The sequence below is a fragment of the Pseudomonas sp. N2-3-1-14 genome, from assembly GCF_041228395.1.
In the GTDB taxonomy this organism is placed as follows: domain Bacteria; phylum Pseudomonadota; class Gammaproteobacteria; order Pseudomonadales; family Pseudomonadaceae; genus Aquipseudomonas.
Window position 1 is genome coordinate 5,410,087 of the sequence record NZ_CP166199.1, and the last position, 21,604, is coordinate 5,431,690.

Genomic DNA, 21,604 nt, shown 5'->3' on the forward strand with positions numbered 1-21,604 from the left:
CGAGGCTTAACAGTGATGTCGCTGGCCGCCTCTGAACGCCAGCAGCGTCGAGCCCTTTTTCGCAAGGAGATACCCTATGAAGCGTTCCGCTCTTGCTGGCTTGTTCATTACCGCTGCGATGATGGCCTCCCCTGTTTTTGCTGCCGGTGAGCCTGATCTGTGCAAAATCAATCTGGACAAAATCAATAACGGCCAAGCCCTGCTCGCAACCGATACCAGTGGCAAAAAAGGCGAAATCGATACCGCTGTCTCCCAAGCCAAAGCCGCGCACGCGGCCGGTGATGACAAGAAGTGCATCGAGATCACCTCCAAAGCCCTGCAAGACCTGCAGAACAGCGACAAAGGCGGCAACCAGTAACCACGCCAGCCGCAGAGGCCAACCTTCGGGTTGGCCTTCTGTGACGGTTTGGCGTACACTGCACAGGCTTGTCACTCACTATGAAACAACGAGTTACAAGCACGGGGCCGTTTAGGATTCGACGCCGGTCGCGAAACTTTAGGTGCATGCCGAGTTGGTAACAGAACTCGTAAATCCACTGTTGCAACTTCTTATAGTTGCCAATGACGAAAACTACGGCCAGGAATTCGCTATCGCTGCGTAAGCAGCCTTAGACCTGAGCTTCTGGTACCTTCGGGTCCAGCAATCACCAGGGGATGTCTGTAAACCCAAAGTGATTGTCATATAGAACAGAATCGCCGTGCAGTACGTTGTGGACGAAGCGGCTAAAACTTACACAACTCGCCCAAAGCACCCTGCCCTTCGGGTCGCTGAGGGTTAACTTAATAGATACGGCTACGCATGTAGTACCGACAGCGGAGTACTGGCGGACGGGGGTTCAAATCCCCCCGGCTCCACCACTTCATCATCTAAAGACGTCCACGGACGTCTTTTTTTGTGCCTGAAATCCAGTAAATACGGGGGTTTCAGGGCTGCTGGAGGCTTTCCAGTTTTTTTGAGTTCCAGGCGGTTTGGTATTCCCAATGGTATTCCCGGCTACCTAGGTTAATCCTGGGAATACCAAAAGGTGTCATGGAGTACTTCTCATGTGCGCTCAAACCACCCGCCTCTCCGACCGCTAGCTCAAGGCGGTCAAACCGAAAGACAAGGATTACGTCCTCAGGGATGGGCGACGAGCTCCAGCTGCGAGTCAGGGTCAATCGCTCGATGCAGTGGAATTTCAACTACCGGCATCCCGTCACCAAGAATCGAATCAACATGGCATTCAACGCTTATCCCGAGGTTTCTCTTGCGCAAGCGAGGAGGAAAACCGTTGAGGCCAGACAGCTGCTTGCACAGGGCATCGACCCAAAAGCTCAGCGCAATGAGCTGCAGGAAGCCAAACGAGCGGAAACGGAACACACCTTCGAGAACGTGGCCACTGCCTGGTTCGAGCTGAAGAAGGATTCCGTCACGCCAGCGTATGCCGAAGATATTTGGCGCTCACTCAAACTGCATGTTTTTCCAAGCATGAAATCGACGCCGTTATCGGAAGTGAACGCCCCGATGGTCATCAAGCTGCTTCGTCCGATTGAAGCTAAAAGCAGCCTCGAGACGGTTAAGCGAGTGAGCCAGCGCCTTAACGAGATCATGACCTACGGGGTTAACTCCGGAATGATCTTTGCCAACCCCCTCAGCGGCATTCGAGCGGTGTTCAAGAAACCCAAGAAAGAGAATATGGCCGCCTTACCACCTGACGAGCTTCCGGAGCTCATGATGGAAATCGCGAACGCCAGCATCAAGCGGACGACCTGCTGCCTGATCGAATGGCAACTTCATACCATGACACGCCCTGCCGAGGCGGCCACCACTCGATGGGCAGACATCGACTTCGACAAACGCATCTGGACCATCCCTGCGGAGCGAATGAAGAATCGTCGACCACACAATCCCGCTGACCGAACATACACTCTCGTTATTAGAGACGCTTAAGCACCATAGCGGCCACAGGGAATATGTGCTCCCGTCAGATAGAAACCCGCGCCCCCACACAAATAGCCAAACAGCCAACATGGCGTTGAAACGAATGGGCTTTCAGGACCGCTTGGTCAGCCATGGAATGCGCTCCATGGCCAGCACAATCCTGAACGAACATGGATGGGGTCCGGAACTGATCGAAGTCGCGCTAGCGCATGTCGATAAAGACGAAGTTCGAAGCGCCTACAACCGGGCGGATTAGATCGAACGCCGGCGTCCGATGATGGCATGGTGGAGTGAACATATACAGAAGGCGGTCATTGGCAGCCTGTCGGCATCTGCCATCAATCAAACCAAGGGACGCAATGTCGTCCCGATACACTGAGGGATCATTGGATGACGATAGAGTTGGCGACTGTCGCCAAACCCTCGGCTTGCCTGTGCTCCGCATTCCCGCTTGCAGGAGCTCACTGGCGGCATGACGACCGCCGCTCCAATTCACGTCTCGAATACTAAAGCGCTTCCGATCCTTGACCAGCAGTCACGCAGCGGCCCGTCCGCCGTCTCCACGACCTGGCATACCGGTACATGTTCAGTCAGGCACCGGATCTAGGTGAGATAGTAGCCGACTAAAGCGGAGGTCCATTGGATATGATCGACCTCCACGACCCTGCTTTCTTCCACCACCGCAAGGACGCTCGCGACGCGCAGCAGGCTATCGGCGGCCATTGATCAGCTGGGCAGAGCTCGAGGTATGGACTGCACCTGACTGACGGACAGTCATTCTCCTGCCACCACATAAACATCGCACGCGACTAAGGATCTGGCGGCACTGGCCTAGCACTCATCTTGGCATGTAGGAGGGTATCCCCTTTGTAACCAGCTTCTATCTGTCGACGAGTACCAGTTTCCTTCTCTCGATTGGAACCGATAAAACGATGCTGGTGCGAGTTTCGCCATAGTTATTAATCTTCGCGATAACGCTCTCAATGTCCGCCATTGACTTGGCATAGATTCTAATAAGGTAAGAGTCATTACCCGTAACGTGTAGGCATTCAACGACCTCTGGGATGTCGTTGAGCGTCGCGATCAACTTGGATTTTGATGGTTTGAAGGTCGTCATGCCGACAACAGCCGATATGCCAAACCCAAGCTTTGCGGGATCAACCTGAGCACAATAGCCAGATATGACTCCCCCATCCTCAAGCTTTCGCAGACGGTCAGTTGTAGCAGGGATGGAAAGGCCCGCGTGCTTTGACAATTCGGTAATGGAAATGCGCCCCGAATCTTGCACCACGCTCAAGATCTTGATGTCTATACGATCCATGAAGGTTTTCCTTGAAAAAAGGTGAAAATTTTAATGAAACTCATACAATTTCCATTAAAAAATAATGCATCAAAAAAGTAGCGAGTGCTAGCCTATTTTCAGCCCATAAAAACTCTGCAAAAAAAAAACGACAAACTGCTTCACTTTTTAAACGCTGCCCAACTAAAGCTTTTCTCAAAGAGTGGGTAATCGTATGCGAGACGAACAGATAAAGTCAGAAAAAAAAACCGACTTCTATTTCCGGAGTTACCTAAAAGCACAAACGCTGGGGTTCCTTGACTTTAAGATTGATCAGGTCTTGATGTATTTACTGGGCGTCACGGTATTTTCACTGGGTGCAAAGTTTTTTATCGTCAGCCAGCTCGGCACCGACCCACTGGATGTTCTTATAATCTCAATCGATAAGCAGCTCGGGCTCGGGATGGGAGTATGTTCAGGAATAGTATCCTTACTCTTTTTGACGTGGTGGACGCTTTGGAACAAAAAGCTCCCACCAATCAGTCCATTTATTACAACTACCCTGACAGGATTATTAATTGACCTGTGGACATTCCTTGGAATGGGAGACTACCTGACGGCTCGACTGAATGGCTATGCAATGTTGGCGATTGGCTTGATCTTGTGCGCCTATTCTTCTGCATTGATCATCATGAGTGGAATCGGAATCAGGATCATGGACCTGGTAGTTCTGACTATGGTTTCAAAGTGGTCCTGGTCATTTACCAAAGCCAAAATGATTATTGAGATCGGTATCTTTTCGATCGGCTGGCTGTTGGGTGGCCCATTCGGAGTAGGAACGATCGCATTTCTACTGGTTATTGGTCCTCTTATCCAGCCGTTCATGAACATGAACGCCAAACGGCTTTCACTTAAGAACTATGGCTTAGCCAATACGTCTGCTGCTTATTAATGATCATTAGGGCGCGCAGCTATTAGCTGCGAAATCGTTCGCCCCGAGTATTTAGCCCGTGATGTGCATAATGTAACTTCGTGATGAGGAGTGAAACATGGAAAGTACTAATGGAAAAAACTGGATGCTGGAAAGTACCCCGGCCATGTTGGAAGAATTGCTCCCAAATGGGGCCGTGAAATGCCATTTATCACCCAGAAACTGTGTCATACAGGAAGGGAAGTTGGGGTTTTGCAAGGTCCGTGGAAACAGAGGTGGGCGGCTAGTCACTCTGAACTATGGGAAAGGCGTCCATAGCACCGAAGAAACTATAGAAACTGAAGCCGTTTTCCACTTCGCGCCAGGGGAGCGAATTCTATCTCTGGGCAATATTGGTTGCATGCTGAATTGTGGGTACTGCCACAACTGGAAAACCTCACAAGCGAAATACGTGACCGACAAGGATGTGTACTACTACACACCCGAACAAGTCGTGGAAACTGCTTTGAAACACGGCATCCGTGTTATTTCTTGGACTTATAACGATCCTGTCGTCTGGCATGAGTTCATACTGGACACTGCAAAGCTTGCAAAAGAAGCGGGGTTGATAAATTTATACAAGTCAGCTTTTTTTATCAGCGAGGAAGCCATTGATGAACTTCTGCCGGTCATCGACATATTTTCAATTTCACTAAAGTCTATCTCTCCCGAATACTATCGAAAAGTAACTACAGGGTGGGTAGAACCGGTACTGGCCGGAATCAAAAAAGTCTACGATGCGGGTAAATATGTTGAGGTGAGCACCTTGATGGTGACCGATATCAGTGACGATGAGGATACGGCACGAAAAATCAGCCAGTGGGTGCTGGATGAGCTGGGGCCGGAGGTGCCGTTGCACTTTGTCAGGTTTCATCCGGACTACAAAATGAGCAATAGCATCAGAACCCCCATAGACCGACTGCTTAAGGCACGGGACGTTGCTCGTGGCATGGGGGTTGAACACGTTTATCTTGGGAACGTCAATGATGTCGATGGCACGGATACCCGCTGCAATCAATGCAACGCTCTACTTGTTACTCGCTACGGCTTGAATGCCGAAATCATTGGATTGGACAGCAAAGGCTGCTGTACTCAGTGCGGGAAGGACGCGCATTTCAAGCTTTTGGGTACTAGTGCACACAACCGTACTGTTGAATTGCGCGAGCAAGCATTGACTGCTTACGAGAAAAGAAAATTCGAATGGCATGGTGATATTGTTTCTCTGCACGCACAAGTGCTAAATACCGAAAATTTCGAGCAGACGGTTTATTTGCGACGCAATTATCTCGCTGGGCGAGATAGCGAGTGGAAAGCGCTGACACTGCGTCCACACGAAAGTTATCGGTTCATTATCGCAAAGGCTAGGATTGATGAGACAGGTCCGGAGGTATGGCTTCCTGAAGGGGTTAACTCAAACCTGCACGAAGTCTTTGACCGGGCCCACTTTCCCACTGAATCAATTGAGGAGATTGGAATTTCCCAAAATGACACAACTCCGACTATCGGTTATTTGGGCAAGCAGAATATGTACGAGCAAGTTATCAAGCTGGTAAGCAAATCATGAATATTTCTACTGAAATGCTACATATCAGAGTCGACGATCGAGAAGCTCATCCTTCGGTAACGCCGATCTATCAATGCAGCGCTTTCAGTGCTGACTCGGCGTTCTTCTATTCCAGGAAGTCCAATCCCAACGTCACTGAGTTGGAGCAGGTGGTTGCGGCGCTAGAGAACAGTGAGTATGCACTAGCGTACGCCACAGGAATGACTGCTATTTATATGGTGCTCGAACTACTCAAGCCGGGTGGGTCGCTGGTCATAAACAAATATATCTACGGATGCTCGTATAAGTTATTTCAGAGATACGCCAAACGTATCGGTGCACAACTGACCATTTTGGACCTGACTACTGAAGATGGGTTGAAGAAGCTGCCCCCGGCAGTGGATATGGTCATCTTCGAAACACCGACCAACCCCTTTCTTAAAGACATCGACATCCATGATGTCAGCGAAGCCGTAAAGAAGATAAATCCGCAAGCGTTGGTGGTAGTTGATAACACCTGGGCAACCCCGCTGTTTCAAAAGCCGTTAATGCTTGGCGCTGACATTTCATTGTACAGTGCTACAAAGTACTTCTCTGGTCATAGTGACGTCATGGGCGGCCTGGTACTTGTCAATGATCATGAGCTTTACAATCGACTGCTTGAGGGTCGTTTCTATTCAGGCTCGATACTGACACCTCATAGCGCATGGTTACTTCGCAGAAGTATGCAGACATTTAGCTTGCGCATGGAAAAGCATAGTTCGACGACCGCCGTCATGCTGAGCTATTTACAATCGCTTCCATTTATTGAACACGTTTACTTTCCAAATATCGATGGCAAACAACTGGTCGGTTATGGCGGCATCGTATTTGTCGATATTCGATCTGATCTGGTTGACCATTACAAAGTGTTTACCAGCGCGCTGAAATGGTTTGGCACGGGAACGGGAATGGCGTGTGTCACCTCTATGGTGGCCCAACCGTTTAGTGGAAGTCATGCCTCTATGTCTGACCAGGAAAAGGCTGAGATGGGAATCGGTAAGGGCCTGGTTCGATTGTGCTTTGGGCTGGAGGACCTTGAGGACCTTAAAGAGGATTTACTTCAAGCATTTCAAACAATGGAAAGCAGGGTCGGCATTGAAAGCGTGCTTGATCCGGCGTAAGTGATATCAATCACTCGCGGCGGGCCTTCATTGGCTCGCCGCTTTTTTATGGGAAACGATCATGTCCATCGCGCTCGAACGCTCCGCCTTCGATGACCCCGTTCTGAATGTCATCAATCTTCTGAACTCTCTCTCCAGTGCGCATCCAGATGCTATTTCCCTGGCGTCTGGTCGACCGGATGATGAGCTATGCGATCCTGCTCTTATCTATAAGGGGTTTGCCAGTTACGCGCGGTATGTAACCCAGGCAGAGCAGTCGCTCTCGATACGACTTTGCCAGTACGGAAAAACCAGTGGAATTATCAATGAAATACTGGCTGAGCATATGCGTGTCGATGAGGAAATAGTCGTCTCCAACGTTGAAAATATTGTGGTCTGTATGGGCTTTCAGGAAGCAGCGACATTGGCTTTGTTATCAATTTTTGATGACGGTGGCGTACTGCTGGTGCCTGACCCCGTTTTTTCAGGGATAACGGGTATTGCGAAGCTTTTGAGAGTAAAGACTGTACCTGTTCCGATTGCGGATTTTCTGGATTCTCACGCCTTGTCCGATGCCGTGAATGCCATTGAGTCTTCCGGAGAGAAGGTCAAGGCGTTATATGCTATTTCAGATTTCAGTAACCCAACGGCGGACAGCCTCTCGTTTGAAGGGAGAAAGGCTCTGGTCGCGCTGGCAAGAGCAAAGGACTTCTTGATCTTAGAGGACAACGCTTACCGATACTTTCGGTACGAGGGGGCTCGGATACCCTTGATGAAATCGATTGATAGCAGTCGAGTCGTCCTGATGGGGTCCTTTGCGAAATCAATCTTCCCGGGCTTGCGTATGGGGTACCTGATGGGGCCGGAGGACGTTGAGGTAACTGCCCTAAGCACTAAAATATGCAAAGCCAAAAGCGTGATAACGGTCAATACTTCAGCGCTGTGCCAAGCCGTTGTCGGTGGGCTCCTGATAGAAAACGATTATTCTTTGAAGGCCTTAAATGAGCCAAAGACAATGTCCTATTTGAAAAAAAGAAACTGGATGATCAAGTGTCTTGAGGAGCACTTCCCGCTGAATGCCAACGGCCAGCGGGCCATCATCTGGAATGACCCCGAGGGCGGCTTTTTCATCAATGTACAGTTGCCGATAAGGTTTGGTTATTCTGAGATGCAGGAGTGCGCGACTCAATTCAAGGTTATTGTTTTTCCCACCTCTTTTTTCTCATTGGTGGGGACGGGCATTAATCAGGTCCGATTATCTTTTAGCAGTGCAACCGTATCAGACATCTATCTCGCGATAGGACGTTTGAAAGCCTATATAGAGTTAAAAATGCAGCCCCTAGCTCTTTAATAGGGGCCGCTGCACGCTCCATGTGGTCCTTATGTAGCAGCGGCAAGCATGACGCCGGTGACCACTTGATACGCACCAAGGACGGTGATGGTCGATCCGGAAAAGTAGTTGATCAATTTGAGTTTTGACTTGGATATTCTGGTTTTGAATGCGGACGAAAAACCGCTTAATCCAAGCCACCAAACCGCGGAACCTAGAAATATACCGGTCACCATTGGCCACACTGAATGCTGGCCTTGGTCGCCGACCATGCCATCGCTCATTGACGCGAATATGGCTATGAACGACAAGATGGTCATCGGGTTCGATAAGGTCAAAAGCAATGTTGTCGAATAGGCTTTCATCATGCCGGCCCGTTCGCCCGACAAGGCGGTTGCAGGCTCCTTTGACTTTATCGTCTGGTAGCCGATGTACGCCAGAAAAAGCCCGCCGAAAATGCACAGCCAGGGTTTGAACATAATCAGTGTTGTGATAATCGCGGTGATCCCTAACGCGCCTATAAAGCCATACATTGCGTCGGCGGTTGCTGCCCCTAACCCTGTTGCAAAACCTGACCTCCAGCCTCGCATAAGGCTCCGCTGTATACATAAAAGGCCTATTGGCCCGACTGGGGCTGCTATGCACAGTCCAATAATCATCGATTTCAAAAAGATCAACATAAATCCCCCTCCGTAATTGAGTTTATAGATTAGATGCTGAACTCGCACAAATGAATTAAATATTCAACTATTTTTGACTAGTTGATGTATATTTTTAAGGCATAAATAAAAAACAACCTTATTTATTAAGGAAAACAAAAAATCCTTCACGTAGCGAAATCATTCACTCATCGGGTCAATTGACGCCCCTCTGCTTCAGCAATAGACCTGCTGAACTCCACTCAACGAGAGCGTCAAAAAAGAAGTTCCGAGTCGATCCGTCTATTCTTGGAGCGCCCCCAGCAGAATGAACACTGCTTGATCTCACCCCTTCTTTGTGGCGAGAATTTTCGCCTAGTGAAGCATCCAATTTTAGTAAACCACCATACCTACAGCTCAACGGCATTTACGCCGAAGGCGAATCAGTGCTGCGGTTAACTCGTAGTAGTAAAGGGTCGCTGGTGCTGAGCAACGCAGATTGCTCAAAAAACCATCTCACGTGCTTTTCCCTCCAGGACCAGGGGGTCTCACAACTCCAGCGTTCACGAATCGCCTCGTGCATCCTTTCTGCTTGCCTGATGTGCCGCTGGCGCGTTGCGTAAGCACCTTTGAGCACCGGACTCAGAAACAACGCTATGTCGAACTCGGCCGTCATTTCCAGCCTCCGATATAGGCACTCACCACATCGATGCGGTTGTGTCCCAACTCGTGGCTGATCTGCTTACGGGCTTGCTGATCGAGTGCTCGATCCTCTTGATGAACACGACCACCATCAACGAGTGCAGGAAAGCCGACTAGTTGCTCATAGCGCTCACAGGCATAAGCCGCCCGCAGTTCATGAAAACCTTTCAATCCATGCTCATGCAGGATGTCCCGTGCCGGTCGTACAACTGCCTGCATAAAGTCTTTGGCGCTTCCGTCGGGCGCCAACAAATTCCGACTGCCATTGTGTGAGGTCGCGCTGGCCCAATCGAGGGCATCGCGAACTTGATCAGTTATCAGCCCAGCGCTTTGCTCGGACTCGGGATTTTGACGTACTGATCGCCAATAGCCAGACCGCCAACATGGCGTTGAAACGCATGGGTTTTCAGGACCGCTTGGTCAGCCACGGCATGCGCTCCATGGCCAGCACCATCCTGAACGAGCATGGGTGGGATCCGGAACTGATCGAGGTCGCGCTGGCGCATTTCGATAAAGACGAGGTTCGAAGCGCCAACTGGCGTGTTTAACCTCCGAGCGTCTCATTTGGATCATATAAAGGCTCGTGTAGGGGAGCGGGAGCGGGAGCGGCTGTTAGCCTCATGAAACTTTTTTCATATCCCTCTAGAAAATACCTCGCCGCTCTACCAACGCTTTTCTGGCTATTTTTTCTTTTAGCTTTTTTTCATCTCGAAAAAACAGAAGCTTAAGAAAATATCGGCGCTCAAAATTAGACCTTCATCCAACAATATTTGATAGCTCCCTATCATTTTTTCGATGCGGTTTATTCCAAAAAGGTCTTTTGTCGAGAAAACGGGGGCATGCTTTATTGCTCACAGATATAACAAGTTGTTTCAATTTTTGCCGTTTTTCGGTACCGACAAGGGGGCTTTCTGTCGGCGAACAGGTGAGTTCCGTTCCTTGCGACGCAGTCGGTTAAGCCTGGGACATCGATGATTTTGCTTGTGCCTGTTTGGCGCCATGCAAATAAGGGATTTGTAATTATCGAGGCTTGAACCCATGAATCATGTGATCAACTCCATACTGGAAAATGCATCAACTCGCCCGTCAATCGGCCATACCAACCCTGCGTTACTGCATGACGTTCTATGGCGAGCATTAGAGCACGCACTCAAGGCGAACACGGATGATGCTTCGCAAACCCCGCACACTCGCGGCTGCCTGAGGATCTACGCCGAAATCGATACGCTGTCGTATCTGGACAAGGCAGCTTGCTCAACCTGTGACCTAGTCTCAAGGCAGAGGTCTACCGCAAGGAAAAGAACCTGAGAATCTATCGGTTGTTTCTTATCTACGCCAAGAGCAATCCCGAGTTCATCCAGTCTTCATCGCTGAATGATATCTACAGCGGGTTCCTCGCGGCCGTGAGTACCGATGCAGGTCTGGTCGATCCCATCAGCGCCCGCCATTTCACCTAGTGATCAGCCCCGATACCCAGGGCAACCTGGGTATCGGCAGGCGCTACCCTCCAAGAGGATCAACTGTATGGCATTTACTACCCTGATACTCGATGCCCCCGGCCCACCGTTACTGTTTGAGGAAGTTGATCGCTTTATTGAGCTGGGTCTGGCCGTCACCCTCAACCTGCACTATTTCGCGGACAAAGAGCGCATCCGGCAGCACTACACCACGCGCATTCAGTATGCCGAGATCAACTGCCACGACGAGCCGGCCTTTATTGCCGCCGTGAGTCGGGCCGGGGGTTACAGCGTGTTCAAGACGCGCTTGAACATCCCCTTGGGCGCCAGCCTGATCCGCGCCGCGAGCTCGCCCGCGTTGGCCACGCCACTGCGCGCTATTGCCCAGGCCGGCACCGGGGTTAATCATATTGAACGACTTGAGTGCGAGCAGTGCGGTGTGACGATACTCAACACGCCAGGTTCCAACGCGGCCGCGGTTGCCGAGTACGTCGTGGCCCAGACGCTGTTTCTGTCTCGCGACCTGGATTACTACAACGCCCAAACCCACAACGGCCATTGGGCAAAAGGCAGCTTGGCACCTAGCCCCGAATACGCCGAACTCACGCTTGGGCTGGTGGGCACCGGCAGCATTGCCCGGCAGGTGGCACGCAAGGCGGCGGCGCTGGGCATCAAGGTGATCGCCACCGGGTCGGAGCGTTTCACCGAACCGGTGGCACGCAGCCTTGAGCTTGAGCGACGAGCAAACCTTGCGCAGTTACTGGCCGAGGCGCACATCGTTTCGATCCACGTCCCGCTCACCACGCTGACCCGAGGCTTGTTCGGCACTGCCGAGTTCCGGCAGATGCGCCCAGGTTCAATCCTGATCAATACCGCACGCGGCGGGATCGTCGACGAACACCAACTGGCAGCCTTCATGCGTCAGTTTCCCAAGCATATCAAGGCGGTCGCCATCGATACCTTTGCCCTGGAAAAGGACCGGTTCGACTCGCCACTGACCGGCATTCCCTGCGCGCAATTAACGCCGCATATCGCCGGCAATACCACCACGGCAATCAGGACGGCATCGCGCCAGATCGTCGACAAGATCCATGCATTCAGTAACGCCGCCAGCGTGCGTTAACCTATCGGACACAAGGAAGGCCACACCATGCAAACCTCTATTCTTACCCGTCTGAACGCCCTGAGTTGCACCGACCTCAGCGATGCGAGGTGGTGGTGATCGACAACCAGGCTTGGCTCGACACCACCGTGTGGGGCGACTTGCTGACCTCTACCGCCGCCCGTAAGCAGTTGGCCGGGACGGTGATTGACGGGATCTGCCGCGATGTCGACCGTGCGCTGGAGCGTAATTACCCGATCTTTTCCTGGGGTAACTGGACGCGCACCGGAAAGGATCGGGTGCGTGTTAAGGCGATCCAGGCGCCCGTGACGCTGGGCGGCGTGCGGGTACAACCGGATGATTGGTTGCGCGGCGATGGCGATGGCCAGGTGGTGATTCCGGCCAATTCGAAGCATCAACAGAACCCGCCCAGTGCGGGTTTGTTGTTTCTGGAGGGTGGAAAGCCCAGCCGGCGGGCCTTCGGATTTTTCCTTCAATAGGTCGCGCTGTCGGTGAACTGGCCGCGCTTGCGCCTCCCCGCTAACCTCCCCCAGTCGCTGCAAAATCAGCGACCGGGTTTAGCAGCTCGGTTAATATCAAGGCCTGCAACGCCACCACCTGCCCAGCATCTGCTGGACTGCATTATGGCGGCTGTGCGTGGGGCACTTTCGGGTGCGCTGGGTTCCTTGATTCCTGGTCTGCTAACCCGCGTACAGTCGCCACCCTTTTCGTTTAGCAGCGATGTCTGGCGACTCCATCAATCAAGGAGTTTGCGCCATGAAAAAAATCACCCCCAATCCTCCAACAACGCTCTTCACGATTACTGAAGGCGTCGATCCCGAAACCCTGCTGATCCAAGCCAGCGAAACCCTCGCCTCCCTGAACGCCATGACCACAGACCTGGCCTTCAAGCTTGAAGGCTCGCATCGCCACACGCTGCTGGCCGCTCAGCAATTGACCGTTTTGGGCGAGCTACTCATCGACCGTGTGTTGAGCACCCACCCCTTCCCCTGCCACACGCCTCAGCCCTAAGCGACGTCAAAAGGGCGAGCCGCCTCACAACGCCTCGCCCTCTGGAAACCCCTCACACTTCCCATTACCCTGACGGCCTTTATCAGACAATCGGAAGTCCGATACCCGTGCTCAAGCCTCTTGCTGTCCTCGCGCTCGCTTGCGCGCCATTGCTCACCTCTGCTGCCGACCTGGCAGGTGTCTGGAAAGGCACGCTGGGCAAGTCTTCCATTACGGCCTGTTTCAACGGGGCTCACGGGGCCAATGGCAGTTATTACTACCAGCGCATTCTCACCCCCATCCAGCTGACCCAAGCCAACGCCAGCGAGCCGTGGGCCGAAGAGGGCAATACCGGTTTCTGGCAACTGGACGAACCGCAAGGCGACACGCTGACGGGAACCTGGAGTAAAACACTGGGCGGTAAAAGCCTGGCATTGGCGCTCAAGCGGGCGGATTCGGACAGCTGCGCCAGCGACACCTATAACAACCCGCTCGAGGCGGTGCCGCCGGCGGTGACGGTCGAGAAGAAGACGTTCGGCGAGCACGCCTACCAAGTGAAAACCCAGGGTGGGCAGGTCACCTTGAAGCTCGAAGGCGACGGGCCGGCGATCGAAAAGATCAACCGCGACCTGGCGCGCCTGGCAGTCAGCCCCGACGGCCAGGCAGACTTCTACCGCGAGCGGCGCAACGCCCTGGATCAGAGCGGCAGCACCTCAACCAGTGAAATCACCGTAGAGCCCTTCTACTGGTCGTCGCAGTGGATCACCGTGCGCTTTTACCGCTGGACAGCCGGTTACGGTCGCGGCGGCATCAGTTGGGGCTTGCACAGCTGGAACCTGCAAACCGGCGACAGCGTAGACCCGTGGACCTGGCTGGGTGGGCGCGAAGAATGGGACAGCCCGTATTCCGGCCAAATCAAGCTGCCCAGCGCATTCAGCCGCTGGCTGACCACGCAAACCACCACTGATGAGGGCTGCCCGGCCATCAACCGTTATTCCTCCTTTGACCTGAGCTTCAACACCCAAGGCCTGCAACTCTCGACACCGGCCACGGGAGACGGCTGCGACAACGACCTGTCCTTCACCTGGGAGCAGTTGGAGCCGGTACTCACAGCGCAAGGCAAGGCAGCCGTGCCAAGCTTGAAACTGCCCTGAGTTGCACGTCTGCCAGCCTTACAAAAAACTGACACTCATTCATGAAATGTTCAGAAGTGCTGGCAGATACTAGCCGATCGCCACGGCCGTTCCCCCGAACGGTCCCTTGCTCCGGTAGCCAGAAACCATGACGCGTCCCGCTCCTCTGCTGCTCCTTCTCGCTGGTGTGTTGTTCTTCTTTGCCTTGGGTGGCCATGAGCTGCAAGGCTCCACCGAAGCCCGCGTCGCCGGGATCGCCATGGCCATGCACCTGGACAATGATTGGGTCATCCCGCGGCTGTTCCGCGAACCCTTCCTGGAAAAACCGCCGCTGAGCCTATGGCTGGACGCCGGCGCCATTCGCCTGTTCGGCGGCACGACGTGGGCCGTGCGCCTGGCGTCGGCATTTGCCGGCCTGTTCAGCGTGATGCTGTTTTACGCGATGCTGCGCAAGTTTGGACGGCCCAAGCCAATGGCATTCTGCGCGGCGCTGATTCTGGCAACCATGGCCAGTTACTGGGGCAACGTGCGGGGCGTGGGTGAGGACTCGTTGCTCAGCCTCGGCGTGACCACCGCGCTGCTGGCGTTCTACCAAGCGGTGCGCCCCGAGCGCCAGGGTTCGAGTACGTGGGCCTGGGCGTTGTTCACCGTCGGCATGGTCATCGCGACCCTGAGCAAAGGCGTACTGGGCCTGGCGATGCCGGGCATTGTGATCTTTGTGTACCTGGCCAGCACCAGCGTGATGGATAAGCGTGTGCGCATTGGCGACTGGCTCAAGCCGGCGCTGTTCACGCTGCTGGCCCTGGTGCCGTTGCTCATCTGGCTGGGCTTCCTGTTCCAGCGCGGCGGCATGCAGGCTGTGGCCGAAGTGCTGTGGACCAACAGCGTCGGGCGTTTCAGCGGTTCGTTTGTCGAGGCCGGGCACTACGAGCCCTTCTATTACTACATCGCCAAACTGCCCGAGGCCTTCCTGCCGTGGAACATCCTGGTGTACCTGGGCCTGTGGCACTTTCGCAAAAGCCTGGTGCGTAACCGCTACCGGCTGTTTTTCAGCGTGTGGCTGGTGGCGCAGTTCACCCTGCTGACCCTGGCTTCGAGCAAGCGCGTGGTTTACCTGATGGCACTCACACCCGCCGCCGCCGTACTGGCAGCGGAATACGCAGGGGTATTGCTGGCGTGGCTAAAAGCCAACAAACCGGCGCTGTACCGCGTGCACCGAGGCGTGATCGGTGGCGTGTTCACCTTGGCGATAGCCTGTTACCTGGCGGCGGCGTTCTGGTTTGCGCCCAAAGCCGACGTGCGCCAGTCGTTTGTGCCCGTTATCACTCAGGTTCAGGCCTACCAGGCCCAAGGCAAGGACGTGGTGCTGTTCCAGCCCAACGAACGCATCGCCGGGGCCAGCGTGTTCTATCTGCAGGCCTACTTGCCGATCCTGCAAACCGAAGCTGAGTTGCGCAGCTATCTCACGGCCAAGCCCGGCAACATCGCGTTGCTGGACCGCACGGAGCAGTTGGCAGAGAAGGTCACGGTGATCAAGGAAATCTCGATCAACCGTCAGCCTTACTACTTCGTCGAGCAGTAAGGCTGGCGCGGGGTATCAGTGCTTGGTGAGCTTGTCGAGGTAACCCATGGCGAACGCCGAGATCACAAAGGTCATGTGGATGATCACGTACCACATCAAATGCTGCGGATCGACGTTCTTGGCGTCCATGAAGATGCGCAGCAGGTGAATGGACGAGATCGCCACGATAGACGCCGCTACTTTCATCTTCAGCGATGAAGAGTCCATGGTGCCCAGCCAGTTGAGCTTTTCCTTGCTCTCATCGATATCCAACTGCGAGACGAAGTTCTCGTAGCCGGAAATCATCACCATCACCAGCAAGCCGCCGACCAGGGCCATGTCGATCAACGACAGCAGCACCAGGATCAGGTCGGACTCGGCCATCGAGAACACGCTCGGCAGCAGGTGAATCACTTCCTGGAAGAACTTCAGCGCCAGCGCCAGCAACCCCAGGGACAAGCCGAAATAAATCGGCGCCAGCAGCCATCGCGAAGCGTACATGGCATTTTCGATAAAGCGTTCCATTGAATCTCACACAGCCTGGCTAAAAATGGCCGCGAGTATACCAGCCGCTACCAAACACCTGTAACCGCGAGAAAACTGACCTGAGCGGCATCTGTAAGAGAATTTTTCTGCTAGTGTCGAGCCCATCAAATCGGCTCGATGCTGACGAACAGGAAGACTCGAATAATGGATGTGCGATCCCCTTTGGCCAGTTTCGGCCTGTGTGCGGTGTTGCTGATGGCTGGCGGCTGCTCGCCCAAAGAAGAGCAGAAGCAGGTCACCCTCGAAGAGAAAACCGCGAAGTTCGAACAATCGCTGGACAACATTCAAGACCCCAAGCTCAGAGACGCCATCGCCGACCTTGGTGGCTCGCTGCTGTTGCTGGAACGGGCGCGAGTCAAGCTCGCCAACAAGCCCATCGAAGCCGAATACGGCGAAGACACCCTGGCCCTGCTCAAGCACTACCCCACGCCCCAGGCCTTGGTGGACACCTACATCAATGGCCTGTTCGTGCTGCGCAAAGCCTCGCATTCCGACTACCTGACCGATTTGCAGCCGGTGTTCCCCTTCAACTTCAACACCCCGGACCAATTCCCTTTCCCCCACGGCCTTGAATGGCAGTCGGTGACGTTGAGCAACAACAAGGTCATTCCCTTTCAGCCCGAATGGTCGGAAACCGACCCGGGTATCCAGCTCAGCCCGAGCAGCTCCAACCTGACCAACCCCGATGACCTGACGGTGACCTACCCGTTCATCGAGGGCGTAGAGACCGAGAACAAGAGCCAGCCGCAGCCCGTCAGCCTCAAGGGCGCGGTCGAGGTGGTGGCGCCGGGCAAAGTGCTGACCTTCGATTTGTCGAAAAAAGACGTCGGCCACAAACGCACCGAGGGCAACATCACCCTCAACCTGCTGCTGCTTGAGAAAAACTACGCCGAGATCGAGCTGACCAACAGCGAGCCGCTGGCGCCGGAAGTCGGCGACGAATCGCCGAACCCATTGCTGGTGCAGGCGCGCGACAGCACCGGGCAATTTCTCACTCGCTCAGGCTCGATCAATGAAAACGCCGCGCAAGTGGCGTTTTACGAGAAACAATTGGCCGAGATGCAAAAACAGAAAGCCTGGTCGGATGCCTTTGAAAAACAGCTGACGGACGAGCAAAAAGCCTTCGAGCACAAACAAAGCAGCCACTACGCCAAGGTGTATTTCAATGGCCTGATCGACAACCTGCAGGTCGACGTCCTGGATTTTTCCAAGGCCACCGTCACCCGCAAGGACCTCGACCTGCCGGTGCTGCGTTTTGACAAGAACAGCCTGCAAAAGACCGTGCAAGCCTTGCCGATGCCGGTCACCGTGTACGACGACAGCGCTGCCAGCTGGCTCAAAGACGCGGCAATGACGGAGGACCAACTGAAAAACAGCGTGACGATCAGCCAATCAACCGAAGACGCCAGCGCTGCGAAGATCGTCTTTGACCACCCGTTCACCTTCAATGACGACCTGGTCGGTGCCGATCGCAACAACAGCGACGCACCCATCACCTTCTTTGCGGCGGACGACAAAGGTGAACGCGGCGAGCCCATCGAACTGCCGGCCGAGGCCTTCGAACTGAACGCCGCCACCGGCACGCTCACCTACGATCTCAACCTGTTTCCGGAAACCCCGGCGTTTGCGGTGGGCTCGATTCCGCTGTTTCTTGCCACCATCGAGAAAGCCACGATTGACGTTGCCAAGCTGCCCAAGGGCCTGTCGCTCAAGGACAACGCATTGATCGTCGATCAAAAGGAATTTCCCGCCGACAGCTGGCGCTTCTACGCCAAGGATGCGAGCGGCAACTACCTGAAGGAAATTCTCGGCGTCAGCCACCGTGCCGAGGAATACGGCACAGCGTTGTTTGACGTGCACTATTTCTACGGCCAGCCGACCAGCCTGGAAAGCTACCAGCGCACCGACCTCGACACCGTGCAATACGGCTTTGAGGTCAAACTGGACAAGCCCGACAGCAAATAAACGCTCAGTGGCGAGTATCGCTGAGCGTCTGGGCTCGCCCGCCATTGAGCTGTCGCAGATGTGCCTGCAGGTGCAGGCACCAGATCTGCGGGTCGTCCGCCAGCTCGTAGCCGTGCAGCGTCAAGCTTTCGACGATCGATCCCAGAATGGTTTCTGCCACGAAGGGCCCATGAAACGGGCCTTGAGACTTGATGGTGGAAGGCTGTTCGCCGGTCATTCCGGCAGCAAACAACAGCGTCCACATCCCGTTATCCCCGGCGAGAGGGCGAATGGAGCATTCGATGCGGGTGACCAGGCCCAGGCATTGGCGGGTAAGGCAAAGGTTGCGCGGCATGGCGGCGACCCTCGGTAGATCGGTGTTCAACCTCGCGCAGGGCAAGGCTGTCTCTGTCCAGCGACTCCTGTGGATATCCCTTGAAGTGAGAATAGAAGAAAACCAGTACAAACCAAGCTTGTAGGGACCAACGGGCGTTGGCCCTACACGCGAGTCAAAATTGTGGCGAACGCGCTCGTCGTGGCAGCGGGCCTGTTGTGGCGAGCGGGCTTGCCCCGCGTTGGGTGGCGAAGCAGCCCCAATAAGCCCACTGCAATCTGTCAGGCAGATTGGACTGGCTGGTTTGGGGCGGCTTCGCCACCCAACGCGGGGCAAGCCCGCTCGCTACGCACCATCAGGTCGGCTTGGCTTCCGCCAACGCCTGCTGTGCCAGCTCCTTTTCCGCTTCCTTCAAGTCGTCTTCGCTGATCATCTCGGCAATCGCGCGCAAACGCTCTACCACGCGCGCATTCACGGTGCCTTCAGGGAATTGGCCCTCCTCGTCCGGCTCACCGGCGGGCTCACCGACCAACAAGCTCAGCGCCTCGTCCGCCTGACGCACGGCATAGATATGGAACTGCCCGGCGCGCACGGCCTGCAGCACCTTCTCGTCAAGCATCAGCGTGGCGACGTTGGCCTGCGGGATGATCGCGCCCTGCTCACCGGTCAGCCCGCGTGCTTCGCAGAGGCGGAAGAAGCCTTCGATTTTCTCGTTGACCCCGCCCACCGCCTGCACTTCACCAAACTGGTTGATCGAGCCGGTGATGGCAAAGCACTGCTTGAGCGGCGTCTTCGACAGCGCCGAAATCAAGGTGCACGCCTCGCCCAACGAAGCACTGTCGCCATCCACATAACCGTAGGACTGCTCCAGCGCGATACTCGCCGAGATCGCCAGCGGGAATTCCTGGGCATAACGGCTGCCCAGGTAACCGGTGAGAATCATCACGCCCTTGGAGTGAATCGGCTGGCCGAGGTTAACTTCGCGCTCGATGTCGACGATGCCGCTGCCGCCCGGGTACACCGTGGCGGAAATCCGCGCCGGCACGCCGAACGCCGAATCGCCGACCTCCAGCACCGTCAGCCCGTTGCACTTGCCGACTGCCGCACCGGCGGTGTCGATCAGGATCACCCCGGCAAGCATGTCGTCGAGAATGCGTGCCGACACACGGCCAGTGCGCGTGGCCTTGGCCTTGAGCGCGCGCTCGATATGCCCGGCGTCGGTCATCTCGTCGCCCGCCAGGTGGCGAATGAAATCCGCCTCACTGACCAGCTGGAACAAGTCGCCAATGCGCGCCGACAACCGCCCCTGATGCTCAGCCAGGCGTGCGCTGTAAGTCGCCAGCCGCGCCACCGCGTCCGACGTCAACGGTGCCATGCCTTCTTCCGAGGTGCGGGTTTTAAGCAACTGGGCAAACTGCTCCAGGCTTTCGTCGACCATCGGGATGTCTTCGTCGAAATCCACCAGGACGCGGAACATCTCCTGGAAGTCCGGATCGGCGTCCTGCAGCGCGTAGTACAGCTGGCGCGAACCGATGATGATGACCTTGACCTGCAACGGAATCATCTGCGGGTTGAGGGTCACCGTGGCCAGACGGCCCAGCTCGCCCAGCGGCGATTCCATCTTCAGCTTGCGCGACTGCAGGGAGCGCTTGAGCGCGTCCCATACAAACGGCTCGCCGAGCATTTTTTCGGCTTCCAGAATCAGGAAACCGCCATTGGCACGGTGCAACGCACCGGGGCGCAACTGGCGATACGTGGTGTAGAGCGCGCCTTGGTCGGTGCTGTATTCGATCCGGCCAAACAGGTTGTCGTAAGTCGGGTGCGGCTCAAACACCACCGGCGCGCCGCCGTTGACCGGGTGGCCCACCACCAGGCTGGGGCAGTATTGCTCTTCGAGCAGCTTGCGGGCCTGGGCGTCGGTCTTGGCATCATCCACCAGTTGCTCGACCACGGTTTTGAGCAGGTACACCTGCATGGCTTGCAAGTAGCCGCACACCGCTGCGTTTTCTGCGTACTTTTCCGACAGCGGCGCCAGCAAAGGCTGCAGGGCCAGGGTGATGGTTTCTTCGTTGAATTGGCGCAGTTGGTTGTTGGACTCACGCTTCCACTGCGGCAGGCTGGCCAACTCTTCGTTGAGGCGCTCTTCCAGCTCGGAAATATCAGTGTGGAAGCGCTCACGATCAGCTTCCGGCAGCTGCGAAAACTCGGCCTCGTCCAGCGCCTTGCCATCAAGCATCGGCGTGAACGCGATGTTGGTGCTGTCGCGATACAGCGCCACGTCCTTTTCCAGGGCCAGACGCTCGATCACGTCCAGGGCCTTGTCGTAGCGCTGGTTGAAGGCGCGGTCGATGGCGCTTTTGCGCTGTTGATAAGTCGGGTGTTCGAACACCGCCGGGAAAGTGGCGACCAGGTTGTCGACCAGAGCGTTGATATCGGCGATGAACGCTGCTGCGCCGCCGCCCGGCAATTCCAGGGCGCGTGGCTCACGTGGCTCATCGAAATTATTGACGTAGACCCAGTCCGACGGGGTCTGCAGGCGTTTGCCTTCGGCTTTCAGGTAGCGTTTGACGAACGAAAAGCGGCCGGTACCAGGCTCGCCCATGACAAACACGTTGTAACCGGGGCGTGGCATCGCCACACCGAACTGCAACGCTTCAACTGCGCGTTCCTGGCCAAGCACACCGCGAAAGGGCTCCAAATCATTGGTGGTCGAGAAGCTGAACTGTTCAGCGGAGAAAGGGCGAGTCAGCGCTTCAGGCGCTAGACGCAAGCTGGCAGCAACAGGATCAGGCATCGGGCTTCCTTACATCAGGCGGGGCAGATGACGGCATTCTGGCTCTCGGTTGCGCGCTCTGGCAAGGCGCGCCTGTGGGAAAGCGTAGACACGGGAGGCGTCCTACAAAAAAATCGCGACAACCGTGCGCAATCACTTCGATTGTTTTATAAAAAATAACGGAACCCCAGGAACGTGCCTAAACTCCAAACTGCGCG

Annotated in this window: 16 protein-coding genes, 1 other RNA gene and 4 pseudogenes; 14 read left to right on the forward strand and 7 right to left on the reverse strand. The window is 55.0% G+C overall.

All coding sequences use genetic code 11. The annotated features are described in order from the left end of the window. Nucleotides 1-76: 76 nt before the first annotated feature. The 3 genes and pseudogenes from AB5I78_RS25050 to AB5I78_RS25060 all read left to right on the forward strand — a co-directional run bounded on the left by AB5I78_RS25050 (nucleotide 77) and on the right by AB5I78_RS25060 (nucleotide 2,300). Complete coding sequence (locus AB5I78_RS25050; RefSeq protein WP_106579272.1) at nucleotides 77-358, forward strand: hypothetical protein; 282 nt, start codon at nucleotides 77-79, stop codon at nucleotides 356-358. A gap of 103 nt (nucleotides 359-461) precedes the next feature. Then, nucleotides 462-858, forward strand: a transfer-messenger RNA (tmRNA) gene (gene ssrA, locus AB5I78_RS25055). A gap of 186 nt (nucleotides 859-1,044) precedes the next feature. Then, a pseudogene (locus AB5I78_RS25060) lies at nucleotides 1,045-2,300 on the forward strand (integrase domain-containing protein). A gap of 501 nt (nucleotides 2,301-2,801) precedes the next feature. Here the strand turns inward: AB5I78_RS25060 and AB5I78_RS25065 are convergent. Next, nucleotides 2,802-3,242, reverse strand: coding sequence for an Lrp/AsnC family transcriptional regulator (locus AB5I78_RS25065; protein ID WP_369302489.1), 441 nt, complete (start codon nucleotides 3,240-3,242; stop codon nucleotides 2,802-2,804). Between the two features lie 193 nt (nucleotides 3,243-3,435). Here AB5I78_RS25065 and AB5I78_RS25070 point away from each other — a divergent pair, with 193 nt between their 5' ends. The 4 genes from AB5I78_RS25070 to AB5I78_RS25085 all read left to right on the forward strand — a co-directional run bounded on the left by AB5I78_RS25070 (nucleotide 3,436) and on the right by AB5I78_RS25085 (nucleotide 8,206). Beyond that, nucleotides 3,436-4,152: a YitT family protein gene (locus tag AB5I78_RS25070; protein WP_369302488.1), complete on the forward strand. Its 717-nt coding sequence runs from the start codon at nucleotides 3,436-3,438 to the stop codon at nucleotides 4,150-4,152. Between the two features lie 97 nt (nucleotides 4,153-4,249). After that, on the forward strand, nucleotides 4,250-5,734 hold the full coding sequence (gene amrS / locus AB5I78_RS25075) for an AmmeMemoRadiSam system radical SAM enzyme (RefSeq protein WP_369302487.1): 1,485 nt from the start codon (nucleotides 4,250-4,252) through the stop codon (nucleotides 5,732-5,734). After that, on the forward strand, nucleotides 5,731-6,876 hold the full coding sequence (locus AB5I78_RS25080) for a PLP-dependent transferase (RefSeq protein WP_369302486.1): 1,146 nt from the start codon (nucleotides 5,731-5,733) through the stop codon (nucleotides 6,874-6,876). Before amrS ends, AB5I78_RS25080 begins: the two co-directional genes overlap by 4 nt. A gap of 61 nt (nucleotides 6,877-6,937) precedes the next feature. Continuing rightward, complete coding sequence (locus tag AB5I78_RS25085; RefSeq protein ID WP_369302485.1) at nucleotides 6,938-8,206, forward strand: PLP-dependent aminotransferase family protein; 1,269 nt, start codon at nucleotides 6,938-6,940, stop codon at nucleotides 8,204-8,206. Nucleotides 8,207-8,235: 29 nt separating this feature from the next. Here the strand turns inward: AB5I78_RS25085 and AB5I78_RS25090 are convergent, their stop codons facing one another. The 3 genes and pseudogenes from AB5I78_RS25090 to AB5I78_RS25100 all read right to left on the reverse strand — a co-directional run. Further along, entirely contained in the window at nucleotides 8,236-8,865 is a 630-nt protein-coding gene (locus tag AB5I78_RS25090) for a LysE/ArgO family amino acid transporter (RefSeq protein WP_369302484.1), read from the reverse strand. A gap of 375 nt (nucleotides 8,866-9,240) precedes the next feature. Next, nucleotides 9,241-9,499: pseudogene (locus tag AB5I78_RS25095) on the reverse strand (hypothetical protein). After that, a pseudogene (locus AB5I78_RS25100) lies at nucleotides 9,496-9,843 on the reverse strand (integrase); the annotation flags it as partial. The pseudogenes AB5I78_RS25095 and AB5I78_RS25100, both read right to left, overlap by 4 nt. Here AB5I78_RS25100 and AB5I78_RS25105 point away from each other — a divergent pair. From AB5I78_RS25105 to AB5I78_RS25130, 6 genes and pseudogenes are all read left to right on the forward strand, one after another. After that, nucleotides 9,819-10,058 (forward strand): annotated as a pseudogene (locus AB5I78_RS25105) (tyrosine-type recombinase/integrase); the annotation flags it as partial. The pseudogenes AB5I78_RS25100 and AB5I78_RS25105 sit on opposite strands and share 25 nt — an antisense overlap. Before the next feature lie 991 nt (nucleotides 10,059-11,049). After that, the gene (locus tag AB5I78_RS25110; protein WP_369302483.1) at nucleotides 11,050-12,105 is read left to right on the forward strand and encodes an NAD(P)-dependent oxidoreductase; all 1,056 of its coding nucleotides are present in this window, start codon (nucleotides 11,050-11,052) and stop codon (nucleotides 12,103-12,105) included. Nucleotides 12,106-12,200: 95 nt separating this feature from the next. Further along, complete coding sequence (locus AB5I78_RS25115; RefSeq protein WP_369302482.1) at nucleotides 12,201-12,584, forward strand: RraA family protein; 384 nt, start codon at nucleotides 12,201-12,203, stop codon at nucleotides 12,582-12,584. 277 nt (nucleotides 12,585-12,861) lie between these two features. Further along, entirely contained in the window at nucleotides 12,862-13,116 is a 255-nt protein-coding gene (locus AB5I78_RS25120; protein ID WP_262208591.1) for a DUF6124 family protein, read from the forward strand. Nucleotides 13,117-13,223: 107 nt separating this feature from the next. Beyond that, on the forward strand, nucleotides 13,224-14,249 hold the full coding sequence (locus tag AB5I78_RS25125; protein WP_369302481.1) for a hypothetical protein: 1,026 nt from the start codon (nucleotides 13,224-13,226) through the stop codon (nucleotides 14,247-14,249). A 127-nt stretch (nucleotides 14,250-14,376) separates the two neighbouring features. Continuing rightward, nucleotides 14,377-15,810: an ArnT family glycosyltransferase gene (locus tag AB5I78_RS25130; RefSeq protein ID WP_369302480.1), complete on the forward strand. Its 1,434-nt coding sequence runs from the start codon at nucleotides 14,377-14,379 to the stop codon at nucleotides 15,808-15,810. A 15-nt stretch (nucleotides 15,811-15,825) separates the two neighbouring features. Here AB5I78_RS25130 and AB5I78_RS25135 read toward each other — a convergent pair whose 3' ends face one another. Beyond that, nucleotides 15,826-16,314, reverse strand: coding sequence for a TIGR00645 family protein (locus tag AB5I78_RS25135; RefSeq protein WP_106579278.1), 489 nt, complete (start codon nucleotides 16,312-16,314; stop codon nucleotides 15,826-15,828). Nucleotides 16,315-16,479: 165 nt separating this feature from the next. Between AB5I78_RS25135 and AB5I78_RS25140 the strand changes: the two genes are divergently transcribed. Further along, entirely contained in the window at nucleotides 16,480-18,300 is a 1,821-nt protein-coding gene (locus tag AB5I78_RS25140) for a hypothetical protein (RefSeq protein WP_369302479.1), read from the forward strand. 4 nt (nucleotides 18,301-18,304) lie between these two features. Here the strand turns inward: AB5I78_RS25140 and AB5I78_RS25145 are convergent, their stop codons facing one another. Both AB5I78_RS25145 and AB5I78_RS25150 read right to left on the reverse strand, forming a co-directional pair. Beyond that, nucleotides 18,305-18,634 (reverse strand): hypothetical protein, encoded by a 330-nt coding sequence (locus AB5I78_RS25145; RefSeq protein WP_145162200.1) that lies wholly within the window; start codon nucleotides 18,632-18,634, stop codon nucleotides 18,305-18,307. 334 nt (nucleotides 18,635-18,968) lie between these two features. Next, a complete protein-coding gene (locus AB5I78_RS25150; protein ID WP_145162203.1) occupies nucleotides 18,969-21,407 on the reverse strand; it encodes a Lon protease family protein in 2,439 nt (812 codons plus the stop codon). Nucleotides 21,408-21,604 lie beyond the last annotated feature (197 nt).